16 protein-coding genes are annotated in these 17,222 nt (G+C 35.8%); 15 read left to right on the top strand and 1 reads right to left on the bottom strand.

Annotated elements, in window-relative coordinates; genetic code table 11:
* Window positions 1-589: 589 nt before the first annotated feature.
* From coxB to PSA_RS01365, 4 genes are read left to right on the top strand one after another with little or no spacing between them, the layout of a single operon-like run.
* Window positions 590-1,735: a cytochrome c oxidase subunit II gene (gene coxB / locus PSA_RS01380; RefSeq protein ID WP_042151522.1), complete on the top strand. Its 1,146-nt coding sequence runs from the start codon at window positions 590-592 to the stop codon at window positions 1,733-1,735.
* The gene (ctaD, locus tag PSA_RS01375; protein ID WP_231665205.1) at window positions 1,735-3,384 is read left to right on the top strand and encodes a cytochrome c oxidase subunit I; all 1,650 of its coding nucleotides are present in this window, start codon (window positions 1,735-1,737) and stop codon (window positions 3,382-3,384) included. Before coxB ends, ctaD begins: the two co-directional genes overlap by 1 nt.
* A gap of 3 nt (window positions 3,385-3,387) precedes the next feature.
* A complete protein-coding gene (locus PSA_RS01370; protein ID WP_042151519.1) occupies window positions 3,388-3,936 on the top strand; it encodes a cytochrome c oxidase assembly protein in 549 nt (182 codons plus the stop codon).
* Complete coding sequence (locus tag PSA_RS01365; protein WP_042151517.1) at window positions 3,933-4,808, top strand: cytochrome c oxidase subunit 3; 876 nt, start codon at window positions 3,933-3,935, stop codon at window positions 4,806-4,808. Before PSA_RS01370 ends, PSA_RS01365 begins: the two co-directional genes overlap by 4 nt.
* Window positions 4,809-4,852: 44 nt before the next feature.
* Here PSA_RS01365 and PSA_RS01360 read toward each other — a convergent pair whose 3' ends face one another.
* Window positions 4,853-5,062, bottom strand: coding sequence for a DUF2909 domain-containing protein (locus tag PSA_RS01360; RefSeq protein WP_042151514.1), 210 nt, complete (start codon window positions 5,060-5,062; stop codon window positions 4,853-4,855).
* Between the two features lie 20 nt (window positions 5,063-5,082).
* Between PSA_RS01360 and PSA_RS01355 the strand changes: the two genes are divergently transcribed.
* From PSA_RS01355 to PSA_RS01305, 11 genes are all read left to right on the top strand, one after another.
* The gene (locus tag PSA_RS01355; protein WP_042151512.1) at window positions 5,083-5,877 is read left to right on the top strand and encodes an SURF1 family protein; all 795 of its coding nucleotides are present in this window, start codon (window positions 5,083-5,085) and stop codon (window positions 5,875-5,877) included.
* Window positions 5,867-6,367 carry a hypothetical protein gene (locus PSA_RS01350; protein ID WP_042151509.1) on the top strand — a complete coding sequence of 167 codons (501 nt, stop codon included), beginning with the start codon at window positions 5,867-5,869 and terminating at the stop codon, window positions 6,365-6,367. Before PSA_RS01355 ends, PSA_RS01350 begins: the two co-directional genes overlap by 11 nt.
* A gap of 93 nt (window positions 6,368-6,460) precedes the next feature.
* Entirely contained in the window at window positions 6,461-7,519 is a 1,059-nt protein-coding gene (locus PSA_RS01345; RefSeq protein WP_127924229.1) for a heme A synthase, read from the top strand.
* 87 nt (window positions 7,520-7,606) lie between these two features.
* Window positions 7,607-8,518: a heme o synthase gene (gene cyoE, locus PSA_RS01340; RefSeq protein WP_042151503.1), complete on the top strand. Its 912-nt coding sequence runs from the start codon at window positions 7,607-7,609 to the stop codon at window positions 8,516-8,518.
* 7 nt (window positions 8,519-8,525) lie between these two features.
* Window positions 8,526-9,143: an SCO family protein gene (locus PSA_RS01335; RefSeq protein WP_193216558.1), complete on the top strand. Its 618-nt coding sequence runs from the start codon at window positions 8,526-8,528 to the stop codon at window positions 9,141-9,143.
* A gap of 293 nt (window positions 9,144-9,436) precedes the next feature.
* Window positions 9,437-9,706 carry an STAS domain-containing protein gene (locus PSA_RS01330; RefSeq protein WP_042151500.1) on the top strand — a complete coding sequence of 90 codons (270 nt, stop codon included), beginning with the start codon at window positions 9,437-9,439 and terminating at the stop codon, window positions 9,704-9,706.
* Window positions 9,707-9,718: 12 nt separating this feature from the next.
* A complete protein-coding gene (locus PSA_RS01325; RefSeq protein WP_042151497.1) occupies window positions 9,719-10,081 on the top strand; it encodes a response regulator in 363 nt (120 codons plus the stop codon).
* Window positions 10,082-10,104: 23 nt separating this feature from the next.
* A complete protein-coding gene (locus tag PSA_RS01320) occupies window positions 10,105-12,189 on the top strand; it encodes a chemotaxis protein CheA (RefSeq protein WP_042151494.1) in 2,085 nt (694 codons plus the stop codon).
* Between the two features lie 86 nt (window positions 12,190-12,275).
* The gene (locus PSA_RS01315) at window positions 12,276-12,806 is read left to right on the top strand and encodes a chemotaxis protein CheW (RefSeq protein ID WP_042151490.1); all 531 of its coding nucleotides are present in this window, start codon (window positions 12,276-12,278) and stop codon (window positions 12,804-12,806) included.
* Window positions 12,807-13,182: 376 nt separating this feature from the next.
* Window positions 13,183-16,251 (top strand): methyl-accepting chemotaxis protein, encoded by a 3,069-nt coding sequence (locus PSA_RS01310; RefSeq protein WP_082305780.1) that lies wholly within the window; start codon window positions 13,183-13,185, stop codon window positions 16,249-16,251.
* A 99-nt stretch (window positions 16,252-16,350) separates the two neighbouring features.
* Window positions 16,351-17,169 (top strand): protein-glutamate O-methyltransferase CheR, encoded by an 819-nt coding sequence (locus PSA_RS01305; RefSeq protein ID WP_042151487.1) that lies wholly within the window; start codon window positions 16,351-16,353, stop codon window positions 17,167-17,169.
* Window positions 17,170-17,222: the final 53 nt, after the last annotated feature.

Raw genomic sequence — 17,222 nt, 5'->3', positions numbered from 1 at the left:
GCTTTCAATCCCAATAGCCAGCTATTGCTCAATCAAGCGCCTTGCTCTTGAAAACTTATCCTAATTTATATTAGATCACTAACTTAATAGAATTGGTATTACACAAACTCATTAACGCTAATATTATTTAATAAATGAATATTAGCGTTTTTTATTATTTTTAAAATCATATTGTTACAAAAAAAACTCTTCAAATACAATTAATGCCAATAAAAATCAATTAAACACTGTTTTGCAATAATTAATATGCTTTTTTTAGGCTGTACCCCTTATATTTATGGCTTTCGACTAGAGCCCTCTTCTTGAATTTTTCTAATTAACTTACTGATTTAACAAATTTATCAAAAATATCTATGTTATTTTTTTGTTAAAACTTGAACAAATAACAATCATGGACTATTTAGTTATAGAGCTGTTTAAAATAAAATTTATTTAAAGCGGTAATAAAAAATATATCAAAATAAATACCAATTATAATAGTGAAATGGCAAAAGCATTTGAAGTTTAATTTAATTACCTGGTCTGAGGTGGTTTTATTCGATTGATATTTTAACCATTTCTTTGCTTTAAGCATAAAAGGAGATGTCACATGGGTGTCGTGCGCTTTACCTTGTGGCTTATATTGCTTATCCCTCAATTAAGTTTTGCAAATAGCTCGCTTAATATGAGAACTGGAGTAACCGATATAAGTGAAAACGTTTATCAACTGCATATGATCATTTTTATGATTTGTTGTGTGATAGGTATAATTGTCTTTGGCCTGATGTTTTGGGCTATATTCCGTCATAGAAAATCAAAAGGGGCAAAGCCAGCCCAATTTCATGAAAGTACAAAAATAGAAATATTATGGACTGCAATTCCTTTTATTATATTAATAGGTATGGCTGTGCCAGCTACTAAAACATTGATTGCTATGGAAGATACTTCAAAAGCAGATCTGACTATAAAAATAACCGGATCTCAGTGGAAATGGCACTATGAATACCTGACTTATGAAGGTAAAAAGGGAGACGTGGATTTCTATTCCATTATGTCTACTTCACAAGATCAAATAGCCAATAAAGAAACTAAAGGAGAACATTATTTACTTGAAGTAGATAAACCTTTAGTGATCCCAACAGATAAAAAAGTACGCTTTTTAATGACGTCAGATGATGTGATCCACTCATGGTGGGTACCTGATTTCGCAGTAAAAAAAGATGCTAATCCCGGATTTATCAATGAAGCTTGGACCCGTGTAAATACCCCAGGTACATATAGGGGTCAGTGTGCAGAGCTATGTGGCAAAGACCATGGCTTTATGCCAGTTGTTGTTGTTGCTAAAGCGCCAGCTGAGTTTGATGCCTGGCTAAATGAAAGTCAGCAAGAAAAACAAAATGCAGCTCAAGCTGATCAAGCTTTATTATCTCAAACTTTATCAAAAGAAGAATTAATGACTTTAGGTCAACAGGTTTATATGTCTAGCTGTGCAGCATGTCATCAGCCTACTGGGTTAGGGATTCCAGGTGTATTCCCAGGATTAAAAGCAAGCCCAATCGCTTTAGGCGATGTAAATGCACATATCGATGTGGTTTTACATGGTACGCCTGGGACTGCAATGCAAGCATTTGCGAAACAACTTACTTTAAAACAGTTAGCTGCAATTGTAACTTATGAGCGTAATGCTTGGGGTAATGATACGGGTGATTTAGTACAACCTAGCCAAATTAAAACCAGATTAGGGGGTGATGAATAATGAACTCAATTACTCAAGATCAAAAAGATTCTCAAGAGCAAACAAATGCGCATGAAGGAGCGATCATATCAGATCATGATGGTGCGCACGCAGAGGATCATCATGGTCCTGCTAAAGGATTTAAACGTTGGTTATATACAACAAACCATAAAGATATAGGATCAATGTATTTGATCTTTTCATTGGTTATGTTTTTAGTGGGTGGCACCATGGCTATGGTGATCCGGGCTGAGTTATTTCAGCCTGGTTTACAATTAGTCGATCCCCACTTCTTTAATCAAATGACAACTGTGCATGGTCTTATTATGGTGTTTGGTGCCGTCATGCCTGCTTTTGTTGGTCTAGCCAACTGGATGGTACCTTTAATGATAGGTGCGCCAGATATGGCACTACCAAGAATGAATAACTGGAGCTTTTGGATTTTACCATTTGCTTTTGCTATTTTACTTGGATCATTATTTATGGAAGGCGGTGGCCCTGCTTTTGGTTGGACTTTTTACGCACCACTTTCAACAACATATAGTAATGATAATACCGCTTTATTCGTATTTGCAGTGCATATAATGGGTATAAGTTCAATAATGGGCGCAATTAATGTGATTGTAACCATAGTGAATATGCGTGCTCCGGGCATGACTTGGATGAAGCTGCCATTATTTGTTTGGACTTGGCTAATAACCGCATTTTTATTAATAGCAGTTATGCCGGTACTTGCTGGTGTTGTTACTATGGTTTTGACCGATAAATATTTTGGTACTAGCTTCTTTAATGCCATGGGCGGTGGTGACCCCGTTATGTTTCAGCATATATTTTGGTTCTTTGGTCACCCTGAAGTTTATATTATGATTTTACCTGCATTTGGTATCGTCTCTTCAATTATCCCTGCGTTTTCTCGTAAAAAACTCTTTGGTTATGCATCTATGGTATATGCCACAGCCTCTATCGCATTTTTATCATTTATCGTTTGGGCACATCATATGTTCACAACGGGCATGCCATTAGCGGGTGAGTTATTTTTCATGTATACCACTATGTTGATCTCGGTTCCTACTGGGGTGAAAGTCTTTAACTGGGTGGCAACTATGTGGCGAGGCTCTTTAACTTTTGAAGTGCCCATGTTGTTTGCGATTGCATTTGTGGTGTTATTCACTATAGGGGGGTTTTCAGGGTTAATGTTGGCAATTACGCCCGCCGACTTTCAATACCATGATACCTATTTTGTGGTGGCACATTTCCATTATGTATTAGTGACGGGGGCAATATTCTCCATTATGGCAGGAGTGTATTATTGGCTGCCAAAATGGACTGGCAATATGTTTAATATTGCACTAGCAAAATGGCATTTTTGGCTTTCTTTAGTATCAGTAAATGTATTGTTTTTCCCTATGCACTTTGTTGGTTTAGCGGGAATGCCGCGTCGTGTACCAGATTATGCGCTGCAGTTTGCTGATTTTAACGCCATTATTAGCATCGGTGGTTTTGCATTTGGCTTATCACAATTACTATTTGTGGCTGTGGTTTATAAGTGCGTTAAAGGTGGCGATAAAGTACCTGCAAAGGTATGGGAAGGTGCTGAAGGGCTAGAGTGGGAAATTGATTCTCCCGCACCATATCATACCTTTGAAACACCACCAAAAATCAAGGATTAGACAATGACGAGTCAGGAGAAATTAATCCGAAAATTAGCTTTTGCCTGTATTGGTATGTTTGGTTTTGCTTTTGCATTAGTGCCGCTATATGACGTGTTTTGCGATATCACAGGACTCAATGGTAAGCCTAGTTTAGAGCAAGCCAAAGTGAGCGATATGATCGATAAAAGTCGTATAGTTGATGTGGGTTTTATTACTCACATTCAAAACCAAGCTCCTTTTAAGGTATCTGCTGATCAAGCTATTATTTCAGTACAACCTGGCGCTATGAGTAAGGTGGTGTTTAAAGCAAAAAATGTGAGTAATGAAAATCGCTTGATGCAAGCTGTGCCTTCTGTATCACCGGGACTTGCTGCTAAATATATGCATAAAATTGAGTGTTTTTGTTTTGATCAACAAGCATTAGCACCTGGAGAGGAAGCTGATTTGGCTCTGATGTTTTATATAGACACAGCACTCCCTTTAGAATTTGAAGAATTAACTTTGTCCTACACCGTATTTGATATAACAAAAAGCGGTCAAATGGGTTCAACCCAAGGAGCAAGTAAATGAAAGAACAATATGAAAAGTATTACGTACCAGCACAAAGTCCATGGCCATTTGTGGGTGCTGTTGGCTTATTTTTTATAGCCGTTGGTGCTGGTTTAACCGTAATGCAAATGGGGAAAGAAGCAAGCTCTGGCCAATATGTATTATTAGTCGGGGTTTTAGTGATCCTTTATATGTTATTTGGGTGGTTTAAAAATGTAATAGATGAATCTATGGCAGGTTTATACTCCAAGCAATTAGATATTTCTTTTAGGCAGGGAATGGCTTGGTTTATTTTGTCGGAAGTCATGTTCTTTTTTGCCTTTTTTGGAGCATTATTTTATGCCCGAATGTTATCAATACCTTGGTTAGGCGGTGCTGATAATAATGCAATGACCAATGAAGTATTATGGAACGGCTTTGAAGCTGCTTGGCCACTATTAACAACCCCTTCTGGAGAAACAACTCAGGCGATGAGCTGGCAAGGCCTGCCATTAATTAATACCTTAATTCTATTAACCTCATCAATTACTATTCACTTTGCCCATGTCGCGTTAGAGAAAAATAAACGAGGTCAACTTAAAGTATTTATGATGCTAACTGTATTGCTTGGCGTCGGTTTTTTGTTCTTACAAGTTGAAGAGTATATTCATGCATATAATGATTTAGGTTTAACTTTGGAATCAGGTATATATGGCAATACCTTTTACATGCTGACTGGGTTCCATGGCATGCATGTGACGTTAGGAACTGTCATGTTGTTTATCGTGATGCTTAGAATCTTTAAAGGGCATTTTAGTGCTAAAAATCATTTTATGTTTTTAGCCGCGGCTTGGTATTGGCATTTTGTTGATGTGGTGTGGTTAATTTTATTTATGTTTGTATATGTTATTTGATTCTAAATACCGCCTACATTGTAGGCGGAAATTTAATCGCGTAACTAAAACGGGCTTGAATTGGGTGTGATCCAACCAAGCATAATAGCAATAACCATAAATATCATAGCAAGAGCTGAAAACATGACCCTGCGACCTAGTAGCTGAGAGATAGAAGGACCATTAGGGTCATTTTTTAACATAACAAATAACGCTTTAAAAAGATTAAATACGATAAAAACTAATAATAAAACAATAATAATTTTAACTAACATCTTATTCTCCGGAAGTGTCTATGTTGATTAGTTTAAGAAACAAACAATATCAGTTTTCATTTATATCACTAATTTTGGTGATATTGGTAGTATCTTCATGTTTCTATTTAGCTGTATGGCAATTGCAACGAGCTGAAAATAAACAACAAAGGCTAGACTATATAGATGTGATGCAAAATAAAGGCGAGCTTGACTGGGCTAAGCTTGATAGCTTACCAGCAAAGTTTAATAAAACCGGCCTACAATTAAAAACAACAGGCACACTAGATACCCATAAATATTGGTTATTAGATAATAGAACCTTAAATGGCCGCCCTGGTTATGATGTGATCACCATTTTTTACCCTTTAAATAGTCAACAGGCATTGCTTGTCAATTTTGGCTGGATACCACAAGGTAAAAGCCGCAACCAATTACCTAAAGTGCAATTACCCGAGCAAGAGATTGACATCAAGGTGCAGCTTAAACAAGGTGACTTAGCAGGTTTTTATTTAAATGAAGCAGAGCTCACAAATAAAGGTTGGCCAAAGCAAATTCAATTTATTGATATCAAACTACAAACAGAGCAAAGCAGTCAGCCATTAGTTAATTTTATGGCTTATGCAATAGATAAAAATCCGCTCGCACAGCCTCATTATCAAAGTGTTGTAATGCCGCCTGAAAAACATCACGCCTATGCTTTGCAATGGTTGCTTATAGGCGTAGCCGCCTTGGGTATTTTTATATTTGCAGTACGTGGTCAAAATAATAATCAAAAAAATATAAATAAAGCACTAAGTAGTCAAGTTTCTATAGGAGAAGTAAATGACAAATAAAAAAACCATGATCATTTTCATCGTCAGTTTTATCGTGCCATTAGTCTTGGCATATACGGTATTAAAATTAGAGCTAATACCAACAAATACAGTTAACCAAGGAGAGTTTTTATCACAAGAAATAAAGTTAGAATCTTGGGCTGAAATAGAACCGAAGGCTTGGTCTATTGTCTATGTCTCATCAAGGCAATGTAATGATAAATGTGTCACTCGTAGAGCTGAATTAAAAAATGTTCACTTAGCCCTAGGTAAAAATCAAGGCAAGGTAGATTTAGTTTTATTAGGCAAAGAAGAAGTCACTGAGGAAGGCTTTAAAAATTATGTCTATAACAATAATCAATTAAAACAAGACGCTTTATATTTGGTAGATCATATGGGGTTAGTGGTATTGGTTTACCCAATAACCGATGATGAGCAAACAAATAGAATAACTAATAAAGGTTTGATGAAAGATCTTAAAAAATTGTTGAATTATGCTCGTAGCTCTTAATGGGACAATAAAGGAATAATAATAAAAACTTAAAAATAATGATGTTAAGCAGTTGAAGGATTAATAATAATGAATAAAAACATATCTAAATATATTAAAAGTAAATATCAGGCTTTAGTTTTATTTAGCTGTTTATTTGCAGTAGTGGTAGTCGGTTTAGGAGCTTATACAAGATTAAGTGATGCCGGTTTAGGTTGCCCTGATTGGCCCGGGTGTTATGGTTTTTTAACTGTGCCTAAAAATTTAAGTGATATGTCTTTAGTTGAGCAAAACTTCGCCGGTGCAGTGGTTGAAACAGGAAAAGCTTGGAAAGAAATGATCCATAGATACTTTGCTGGCACTTTAGGTTTAATGCTTTTAGCTATCATGCTTTATTCTATTTACCTTTTTAAAAGCCAGTCTGTAAACCCAGCTAAATTAAAGAAACATATCATTCCACTTAAACTACCTATATTTTTAGTCTTGCTGGTAATATTTCAAGCGATATTAGGCATGTTAACTGTGACTATGGCTTTGCAGCCTTTAATTGTAATGGGTCACCTATTAGGTGGTTTTACCATCTTAACTTTATCTAGTTTGTTATATTTTCGTATAACCAGTAAACCTATAGCAGGAGAAAGCACTGCTCTAATAGGTTATTTCTCTTGGTGCCTTATTGCCTTGGTTGTATTGCTGATACAAATTGCATTAGGAGGTTGGCTGGCAGCAAACTATGCTGCACCATATTGTGTTGGTTTACCTTTGTGTTCAGGTGATTGGCAGCAAACATTTTCTATTTTTGATGTATTTCAACTTCCTTCTCCGTCAAGCAATTATGAGTTTGGTGTTTTATCGTCAGAGGTGCGTCAATCCATTCATTTAGTTCATAGATTTTGGGCCATAGTCACAGCAACTGTGATTGTATTTGTCGCTATTCGCATTTGGCTGCAAGCTCAAACGCGTAAAATTAAAAATGCATCTGTGCTTGTTGTTGTTGCTGTAATTTGCCAAATTTTATTAGGTGGCATTTTAGTATATTGGCATTTTCCTATTAGCATCGCATTAGCTCATAACTTAATGGCTGCTATGTTATTAATAAGTTTGATCCGTTTAAGTTATTTCATACATAAGGTACGAGAAGGTACTTCAAAAATAGCAAAGCCGATTTTGTAGGCGGGGCTTAATCCGCGTTATTTATAAGTAAGAATTACAGAATGAAACAATAATAAAAGTCCGTCCCTAATTTTTAGGAGTAGCAAAATGGAAAATACATTAGTACAAAAAACACATTTAAAAAGAGCTGTTAAATCTGCAAGTATTAAAGATTATTTGGAATTATGTAAAATAAAAGTGGTTGCTTTATTAGTACTCACCGCGCTGGTGGGGTTAGCATTAGCACCAGATATGGGCAGAAATATATTACTTCAGAGCTTGAGTTTAATTGGTATTGGGTTGTTAGCGAGTAGTGCTGCGGTGATAAATCACATTGTAGATCATGAAATCGATGCAAAAATGGCACGAACTAAAAATAGACCTGTTGTGAAAGGACGCGTATCACGTAAACAAGCACTCATGTTTTCAGCATCCATTGCTGTGATTGGTTTTGTATGTCTGGTATTGGCAGCTAACTGGTTAACCGCAGGGTTAACCTTATTTGCTTTAGTAGGTTATGCCTTTATCTATACCTTATATTTAAAGCGTGCTACACCACAAAATATCGTAATTGGAGGGTTAGCAGGTGCTATGCCGCCATTATTAGGCTGGGTATCTGAAACAGGTCAACTGGCTGCTGAGCCTTGGTTATTAGTAATGATAATATTTACTTGGACGCCACCACATTTTTGGGCTTTAGCGATACATAGAAGAGAAGATTACAAAAAAGCCAATATTCCTATGTTACCAGTAACACACGGAATTACCTTTACCAAAACTTGCGTATTGCTATACAGCTTATTACTGGCGTTAGTTTGTATTTTGCCTTACTTGATAGGCATGTCTGAATACTTTTATTTAGCTGCTGCAATGGTTCTAAATGGAGTATTTATTTATAAAGCAGCAAAACTAAAGCTATCAAATACATCTGATGGTGCAATGGATTTATTTAAGTTTTCTATTATTCAATTAATGTTACTCTTTATCGCACTATTTATAGATAAAGCAATTATTGCGTAAAAAAATGATGATCAGAATATTATTGATTTTATTAATAGGTTGTAATGTTATTGGGTGTTTTGACGTGCAACCTCCAGAGACTAAGGCACTCGTATATTCAGAGGCTAGAGAGCTTAAACCTTTTGTTTTAGAAGATCAGAATGGGCATGAAATTAACAATGAGGCACTAAAAGGCCAATGGAATTTATTATTTTTAGGCTATACCCATTGTCCTGATATTTGCCCTATGACTTTAGCTAAATTGAATGAGGTTCATAAGCTTGTCGTTAAAGAATATGATTTAAAAATATGGTTTATTTCAGTTGACCCTGCTCGTGATTTAGTCGAGAAAAGAAAGCAGTATATAGAATACTTTAACCCCGAGTTTATTGGCGCTACAGGGCCGCATACTCAGCTTTTTCCTTTTGTAAGAGATTTAGGTTTAATTTATGCTATTACTGATGGTCAAAGTCATGGAGAGGATAAGCAAGAATATTCCGTAGATCATAGCGCTTCGATTGCTTTAGTTGATAATGAAGGCAAACTTAGAGCTATTTTTAAACCCGAATTCATAAAAGGTCAGCCACCCTTGGTAAATACAGAGCAGCTTATTACGGATTTTAAATTGATTACCCAATTCTATTAGTTTGAATTATGTAATAAATAATCCCTACTTTTACTGTGATTTTCATCCTAAATACTGGTGTTTCTATTAAATAGATTCACCTTTATTTGTCTGCTATCTAGCTTAGTCGCACGTTAAATTCATAAGCCAAGATATTTATTCAATAATAAAAATCATTTCACCATGTATCAACTCACTTAATTACCTTATTTTATAAATATCTCTATTAAATTTAATTGATTATCAATTTTTTGTGGAAAATTAAAGATCACCGTCTAAGCTTTTAACTAAAGATAAACAAGGATTGATTATTAATGTTTCAGTTGCCAGAAGAGCTTCAAATAAACAATGTTGCTACATTACATCAAAGCTTACTTGAGCTACTTAATGAAGGTAAAGAAATCGAGATAGATATCAACCAAGTCGTACAAGCCGATACTGCATCAGTGCAATTATTATGCGCCTTACAAAAACACTTATTATCAACACAACTCAAAATTCAATGGCATGGTAAAAGCGATGCCTTGATTGCCTCGGCCAAATCGCTTGGGGTATTAACATTTTTAGAAATCGAACAATCATAATAAGAGGTCATTATGAAAAAAATCTTGGCTGTAGATGATTCTGCATCTATGAGACAAATGGTTAGTTTCACCCTAAAAAAAGCAGGCTTTGATGTTACAGATGCTAAAGACGGTAGTGAAGCGCTAGGGATTGCAAAGCAAGGTACTTTTGATGCGGTTATTTCTGATGTAAATATGCCAATTATGGATGGCATTACCTTGATCAGAGAATTAAGAGCATTACCTGAATATAAATTTACACCTATGTTAATTCTAACAACTGAATCTGGATTAGATAAAAAAACGGAAGGTAAAGCTGCAGGCGCAACTGGCTGGATAGTTAAGCCATTTAACCCTGAACAATTACTAGCTGTGATTAAAAAAGTAATACGTTAAGCAATATGTAATAGGGAGATTATATGAGCATCGATCTTAGTCAGTTTTTTGAAGTGTTTTTTGAAGAAAGCTTTGAAGGCTTAGATGCAATGGAAGCTGAATTACTAAATTTAGAACCAGGAGATCTTGACTCAGAAACCATCAATACTATTTTTAGAGCGGCTCACTCAATTAAAGGTGGTAGTGGTACATTTGGTTTTAACTCAGTTGCAGATTTGACCCATGTTTTAGAAACCTTATTAGACCAAATAAGAAATGGTGAGCGAAACCTCGAAACGGTTCATGTAAATCTATTATTAAAATCGGTTGATTGTTTAAGGGAAATGCTTGGAGCCTTACAGTCAGAACAAGAACCTGATTTAACAGATTCAAATGTATTAAAAGCGGAATTTGAAGCAATATTAAATATTGTGCATGACGATTCTCAAGCTTCAGGTGCTAGCGTTAATGCCAAATCATTAGACACCTATCAAGTTGATTTCAAACCTCTACATCATTTATTTAAAACTGGTAATGAGCCTTTATATCTTTTCAGTGAATTAGCTGATTTAGGTGAGTGTTCCGTTTCTAGTGATTTATCAGAATTACCAGATATTCACGATATTCAGCCTGATGAATGTTATTTAGCTTGGACATTTTTTGTAGAAACCCATGAAGATGATAAAAAAATTAAAGAAATTTTTGAATGGGCGGAAGATGATGCAAAGATTGACATTACACTTTGTGGAGGGGTATTTGAAGATGATGAAGCAACGCCAGAAGCGACTGCAACACCTGAACCAGAAAAAGCAGCTGTAGAAACCTCCCCCGAACCTGATGCCGTAAAAGCACCAACAAAAGAGGCTTCTAATGAGCCTGCCAAAAAACCAACTAAAACCAGTGGTGAATCAACTTCAATACGCGTAGGAATCGATAAAGTTGATTCTTTGATTAATATGGTTGGTGAGTTAGTGATAACTCAAGCTATGTTAACTCAACTTGGTGAAGGAGATATGATCGAAAATAAACAAATGGCGCTTAAAGAAGGTTTAGCGCAACTTGCTCATAATACAAGAGATTTACAAGAAAGTGTCATGCGTATTCGTATGATGCCAATTAGTTTTGTATTTAGTCGTTTTCCTCGTTTAGTACGTGACATTTCGCAAAAATTAAATAAAGAAGTTGAGCTAAAACTCATAGGTGAAGCAACAGAATTAGATAAAACAGTAATGGAAAAACTATCTGATCCTATGGTCCATTTAGTGCGAAATTCATTGGATCATGGATTAGAGACACCTGAACATAGAATTGAAGCTGGCAAAGACCCTATTGGTAAAGTCACATTAAATGCCTTTCATCAAGGAGGCAATATTGTTATTGAAATTATGGATGATGGTAATGGCCTAAATACCGACAAAATAAAGTCAAAAGCGGTAGAAAAGGGCTTGATCAGTGACAATGAAAATATGACAGATGATGAAATAAATGAATTAATCTTTATGCCAGGGTTTTCAACAGCAGACGCTGTAAGTGATCTTTCTGGTCGTGGAGTTGGCATGGATGTAGTTAAAAGAAATATACATGCATTAAATGGCTCGATTGACGTTACTTCAGAGCGAGGTATAGGTTCAACCTTCACAATACGTTTACCACTTACGCTAGCCATATTAGATGGTCAATTGGTCACTTTAGGTAAACACACTTATATCGTACCGCTAATTTCAATTGTTGAATCGTTACAAGTTGATTTAAAACAAGTCAACTGTGTTGGTGGAGGAGTTGATGTGCTTAGACTTAGAGATGAATACATACCTATATTAAGATTATTCCAAATATTTAATCATACAGGTGCGATAGAAGAATTAGATAAAGGTTTATTGGTCATAGTTGAAAGTGATAATCAAAAATTGGGTTTATTAGTTGATGATTTATTAGCGCAGCAGCAAGTTGTAATTAAAAGCTTAGAAGCTAATTATCAAAAAGTGGATGGCGTATCAGGTGCTACAATTTTAGGTGATGGTCGTGTATCTCTTATTGTAGATATCAGTGGGCTAATTAAGTTAGCTGGTTTGAAAAAAGCAGGCAGTCAAAAACTGGCAATTGATAACTCTATGTTAGAGCCTGGGTAAATAAGAAATCAATTCATAGTTAAATTATGTGCAAAGCATTTAATAGGTAGCCAAAGAGTAGTAAAAATTATGTTGGGGTAGGTTAGATGGAACAAACACAACAGCAGTCGCAGCAGCAAAATGAACTTCATTCACCAAGTGTAAATCAAGAAGATATTCAACAATTTTTAACTTTCATTATGGATGAAGAAGAATACGGCGTTGATATCTTAACTGTACAAGAAATTAGAGGCTGGGAAGAAATTACGGCAATCCCTAACGCGCCAGTTTTTGTTAAAGGTGCTATTAACTTAAGAGGCACTATAGTGCCAATTATAGATTTACGGTTAAGGTTTGGTTTGACATCTGTCAAATATGGACCATTAACCGTAATTATCGTCGTTAAAGTTGAGTTGAAAGTAGGTTCAAAAATTATGGGGTTAGTGGTAGATGCTGTGTCTGATGTTTACAGCATAGGCCAACAACAAGCCAAGGGGGTGCCCGATATTAGTAAAAGTGACAATGCCGAATTTGTGCATGGTTTAGTAAATGTAGGAGAAAAAATGGTTGTGCTTTTACATTTAGAAAGAGTGTTAAATTTATTACAAGAAACAGATCACGATTTATTAGCAGGTTAACTATTCAATACATTCAAGTTTCAATTATTAAGTCAGGAAATTCCTTGCGCAAGGGGGCGAAATGGAAAAAGTTAGTTTAAGAGCAAAACTCGTGAATAAGCTGCTAATAGTAGCTTTTGTTATTCTTATATCCTTTATTATTTGCCTGCAAATCGCGGGTGTTAATTTTGAACAACAAACCATGATGGCGATTGTCATATTTGTTTTGGCAACAAGTGGCGCCATGTTTTATTTGCATCAAACCATAGATATATTAGCGGTCAAACTTGACTTAGTAGACTCCAGCTTACCTTACTTAAAAAATAATGACCTAAATGGTTTTGATAACCTAAATCAAGACGCTTACCCGGCTTTTTTTAGAAGTGTGTCTCGTTTAATGGTTTTAGAGGAAAAGGAACTAGCAACCTCAAATGAGCAATTAGCTGCAATTAACAAGTCATTAGCGGTAATTGAGTTCAATATTGATGGAACGATTATCACAGCGAATGATAATTTCTTGATGACACTCGGTTATAGATTAGACGAAATCCAAGGTCAACACCATAGTATGTTTGTTGATCCTGAATATAAAGCGAGTATCGAATATCAACAATTTTGGGCTAAATTAAACCGCGGTGAATACGATAATGCAGAATATAAGCGTATTGGTAATGAAGGTAAAGAGGTTTGGATACAAGCTTCATATAATCCGATTTTAGATAGCCAAGGTAAAGTGTGTAAGATAGTTAAATTTGCCACTGACATAACTGCAACTAAATTAGCTATGTCAGATTTTCAAGGTCAAATTTCAGCAATCGACAAATCCCATGCGGTTATCGAATTTAATTTGGATGGAATTATACTGAACGCAAATGATAATTTCTTAAATACAGTTGATTATCAATTAAACGAAATTAAAGGCAAACAACATAGTATGTTTGTAGAGCCTGAATATAAAGCAAGCTCTGAATACCAGCAGTTTTGGGATAAACTAAACCGTGGGGAGTTTCAAACTGGTGAATATAAACGCATTGGTAAGTTCGGAAAAGAAATCTGGATACAAGCGTCATACAACCCAATTTTTGATTTGAACGGTAATGTATATAAAGTGGTTAAGTTCGCCACTGATGTTACAAGTACTAAATTAATAATGGCTGATTTTGAGGGGCAAATTTCGGCAATCGATAAATCTCAGGCAGTTATCGAATTTAATATGGATGGAACGATAATCAATGCTAATGATAATTTCTTGAATACTGTGGGTTACCAGTTAAATGAAATTAAAGGTCAACATCATAGTATGTTTGTAGAGCCAGAATATAAAGTTAGTTCAGAATATCAGCAATTTTGGCAGAAATTAAATCGTGGTGAATTTGAAGCGGATGAGTTTAAACGCATTGGTCAAGGCGGTAAAGAAATCTGGATACAAGCATCGTACAATCCTATTTTTGACTTGAATGGAAAACCGTTTAAAGTTGTAAAATATGCGAGTGATATTACCGAACAGAAAAATCAAGCCGCAGCAACCGCTCTAATTGCACGAACAGTAAGTGCACTGGATGTGTGTCAGGCAAATGTAATGATGGCTGATGCTGATTACAATATTGTATATGTTAATGAAGCGGTAACAGCCATGTTATCAACTAATGAACAACAATTACGTACAGTATTACCTAGGTTTAATGTAGCAAGTTTAATCGGGACTAATATAGATACCTTTCATAAAAATCCAGCACATCAAAGAGGTATGTTAGATAACCTTAAATCTACTTATCAAACCGATTTAGAGTTAGCGGGTTTTACCTTTGGTTTAATTGCCACGCCAGTATTTAATAATAATGGTGAGCGTTTAGGCACAGTAGTTGAGTGGGAGGATAAAACAGAACGTTTAACGAGTGAACGAGCTGAGCGAGCAGAAGCGGCTGAAAATTTACGTATTAAACAAGCGCTTGATAATGTATCAGCCAATGCAATGATAGCTGATGCAGGTAATAACATTATATTTATGAATGAAGCCGTGCAACGCATGATGCGTGATGCAGAAGCTGATATACGTACAGATTTACCTAACTTTAATAGCAATAATCTAGTTGGCCAAAATGTAGATGTATTCCATAAAAACCCTGCTCATCAACAAAATATGCTTAAAAATTTAGCCAGCACCTATAAAACGGAAATCGTAGTTGGCGGACGAACTTTTAGCTTAATTGCAAACCCAATCATATCAGACAATGGTGAACGCGTGGGTACAGTTGTTGAGTGGAATGATAGAACTGCGGAAGTGGCAATAGAAAAAGAAATTGATGAGATTATCGCATCGGCTGGTCGAGGTGAATTGGATGCACGGCTTGAAGAAGGCGATAAGTCAGGTTTCTTCTTAAACTTAACGCAAGGGCTTAATACTTTAGTTGAAATCGTTGATGACGCAGTTGCAGAAACTGGCTTTATGCTAGATGCGATGGCACACGGTGATTTAACTAAACGTATAGAAAAAGACTATCAAGGATCTTTTGACAAACTAAAACGTGATGCCAATACTACAGCAGAAAAACTTACTGAAGTAATAGATCAAATTAATACTTCGGCTACTTTAGTGGCAAGTGGGGCGGAAGAGATATCACAAGGTAATGCAGATTTAAGTCAAAGAACTGAAGAGCAGGCATCTTCATTAGAAGAAACAGCCTCTAGTATGGAAGAAATGACCAGCACTGTCAGACAAAATGCAGATAATGCTAAAGTTGCTAATGAATTAGCTGCTAATACACAAGAGCAAGCATCTCAAGGTGGTCAAGTCGTACAGCGAGCAGTGAATAGCATGGCTGAAATTAACGATTCCAGTAAAAAAATATCAGATATCATAGGTGTAATTGATGAAATTGCTTTCCAAACTAATTTGCTAGCATTAAATGCAGCAGTTGAAGCAGCAAGGGCGGGTGAACAAGGTCGTGGTTTTGCGGTTGTAGCTGGTGAGGTAAGGAACTTAGCTCAGCGTTCAGCAGCAGCTGCTAAGGAGATTAAAGAGCTGATTCGAGACAGTGTAAGCAAAGTAGAAGATGGTACATTACTAGTTAATGAGTCAGGTACTACGTTACAAAAAATTGTACTTTCAGTACAAAAAGTAACTGAAATGATAGCTGACATTACGGTTGCTTCAGAAGAGCAAAGTTCGGGTATTGAACAAGTAAATAAAGCCATTACGCAAATGGATGAAATGACACAACAAAATGCGGCATTGGTAGAGGAAGCATCAGCAGCAGGTGAATCTATGGCCGAACAAGCAAATGGTATGCGTCAGTTATTAACCTTCTTTAAGTCTAACGCTGGTGGGAATGCCTCTGCACTACCTGTTTCAACTTATTCCAAGCCAGCACCTAAAGTTGCAGCGCCAAGTAGGACACAAAGGTTATCCAGTCCGTCAACTGGAGATGACTTTGTTGATTCAGCGGATGAATGGGAAGAGTTTTAGACCCATAAATAAGTAACGACTTGTTTAGCGAGCTATGTTAAATCTGTCTTTGATATTTAACATAGTTTTGCTTTCATCTAACAAGATAAAGGAATAACTGTGAGCAAAGAGTTTTTACTTACCGATAATGAGTTTTCTCATATAGTTGATTTAGTTTATAAGGCATGTGGCATCGTGCTTGGTGAGCATAAAAGGGAAATGGTTTATTCCAGACTTGCTAGGCGCATTCGTAGCTTAAAACTAAACAGTTTTGAACAGTACCTTGATTATTTAGCATCAAATAAAGAGGTTGAATTTAGTAATTTTATTAACGCGATTACAACTAACCTGACCTCTTTTTTTCGGGAAGTGCATCATTTTGAGTTTTTAAAACAAACCTTAGTACCAAAATTACTCAAAGATAATAAGTCGACTAAACGGGTTAGGATTTGGTCTGCTGGTTGCTCTACAGGAGAGGAGCCGTATTCAATCGCGATGACAGTGGCAAATATGTTCCCAATAAGTTGGAATGTTAAAATATTAGCGACAGATTTAGATTCAAACGTATTAGAAAAGGCCAGTTCAGGAGAATATTCAGCTAATTCAACAACAGGGTTAGATCAGGACACTTTAAAGAAGTGGTTCTTCAAAGATAAACAAGGCGACAACTACAAAGTGAAACCTGAACTGAAAAAGATGATTCACTTTAAACGGTTAAATTTACTGCAAAAGTGGCCAATGAAAGGCCCGTTCGATTTGATTTTTTGCCGTAATGTGGTGATTTATTTTGATAAAGAAACCAAAGAAAATCTATTTGATAATTATTCCAATATTTTGATATCACAAGGTCATTTATTTTTAGGTCATTCAGAGAGTATGAGTAAAGACCAAAATAATTTTAATGGCCTAGGAAAAACCATGTATCAAAAAATAAAATAATATGCGTGTAGTCACAATAACAGGAAGTTTAACGTTAAAAGTATGCTCGGTTT

This window comes from Pseudoalteromonas sp. '520P1 No. 423' (genome assembly GCF_001269985.1).
Lineage (GTDB): Bacteria > Pseudomonadota > Gammaproteobacteria > Enterobacterales > Alteromonadaceae > Pseudoalteromonas.
The sequence above is the reverse complement of the archived record's forward strand: the minus strand, read 5'-3'. Positions and strand labels throughout refer to the sequence as shown.

Excerpts from the sequence above, each read along its gene's own strand:
- PSA_RS01355 (WP_042151512.1), top strand. The coding sequence starts at position 5,083 with ATGTTGATTAGTTTAAGAAACAAACAATATCAGTTTTCATTTATATCA.
- PSA_RS01360 (WP_042151514.1), bottom strand. The coding sequence starts at position 5,062 with ATGTTAGTTAAAATTATTATTGTTTTATTATTAGTTTTTATCGTATTT.
- PSA_RS01315 (WP_042151490.1), top strand. The coding sequence starts at position 12,276 with ATGGAACAAACACAACAGCAGTCGCAGCAGCAAAATGAACTTCATTCA.
- PSA_RS01330 (WP_042151500.1), top strand. The coding sequence starts at position 9,437 with ATGTTTCAGTTGCCAGAAGAGCTTCAAATAAACAATGTTGCTACATTA.
- PSA_RS01335 (WP_193216558.1), top strand. The coding sequence starts at position 8,526 with ATGATCAGAATATTATTGATTTTATTAATAGGTTGTAATGTTATTGGG.
- ctaD (WP_231665205.1), top strand. The coding sequence starts at position 1,735 with ATGAACTCAATTACTCAAGATCAAAAAGATTCTCAAGAGCAAACAAAT.
- PSA_RS01350 (WP_042151509.1), top strand. The coding sequence starts at position 5,867 with ATGACAAATAAAAAAACCATGATCATTTTCATCGTCAGTTTTATCGTG.
- PSA_RS01310 (WP_082305780.1), top strand. The coding sequence starts at position 13,183 with ATGGTTTTAGAGGAAAAGGAACTAGCAACCTCAAATGAGCAATTAGCT.
- cyoE (WP_042151503.1), top strand. The coding sequence starts at position 7,607 with ATGGAAAATACATTAGTACAAAAAACACATTTAAAAAGAGCTGTTAAA.
- PSA_RS01370 (WP_042151519.1), top strand. The coding sequence starts at position 3,388 with ATGACGAGTCAGGAGAAATTAATCCGAAAATTAGCTTTTGCCTGTATT.
- PSA_RS01365 (WP_042151517.1), top strand. The coding sequence starts at position 3,933 with ATGAAAGAACAATATGAAAAGTATTACGTACCAGCACAAAGTCCATGG.
- coxB (WP_042151522.1), top strand. The coding sequence starts at position 590 with ATGGGTGTCGTGCGCTTTACCTTGTGGCTTATATTGCTTATCCCTCAA.
- PSA_RS01320 (WP_042151494.1), top strand. The coding sequence starts at position 10,105 with ATGAGCATCGATCTTAGTCAGTTTTTTGAAGTGTTTTTTGAAGAAAGC.
- PSA_RS01325 (WP_042151497.1), top strand. The coding sequence starts at position 9,719 with ATGAAAAAAATCTTGGCTGTAGATGATTCTGCATCTATGAGACAAATG.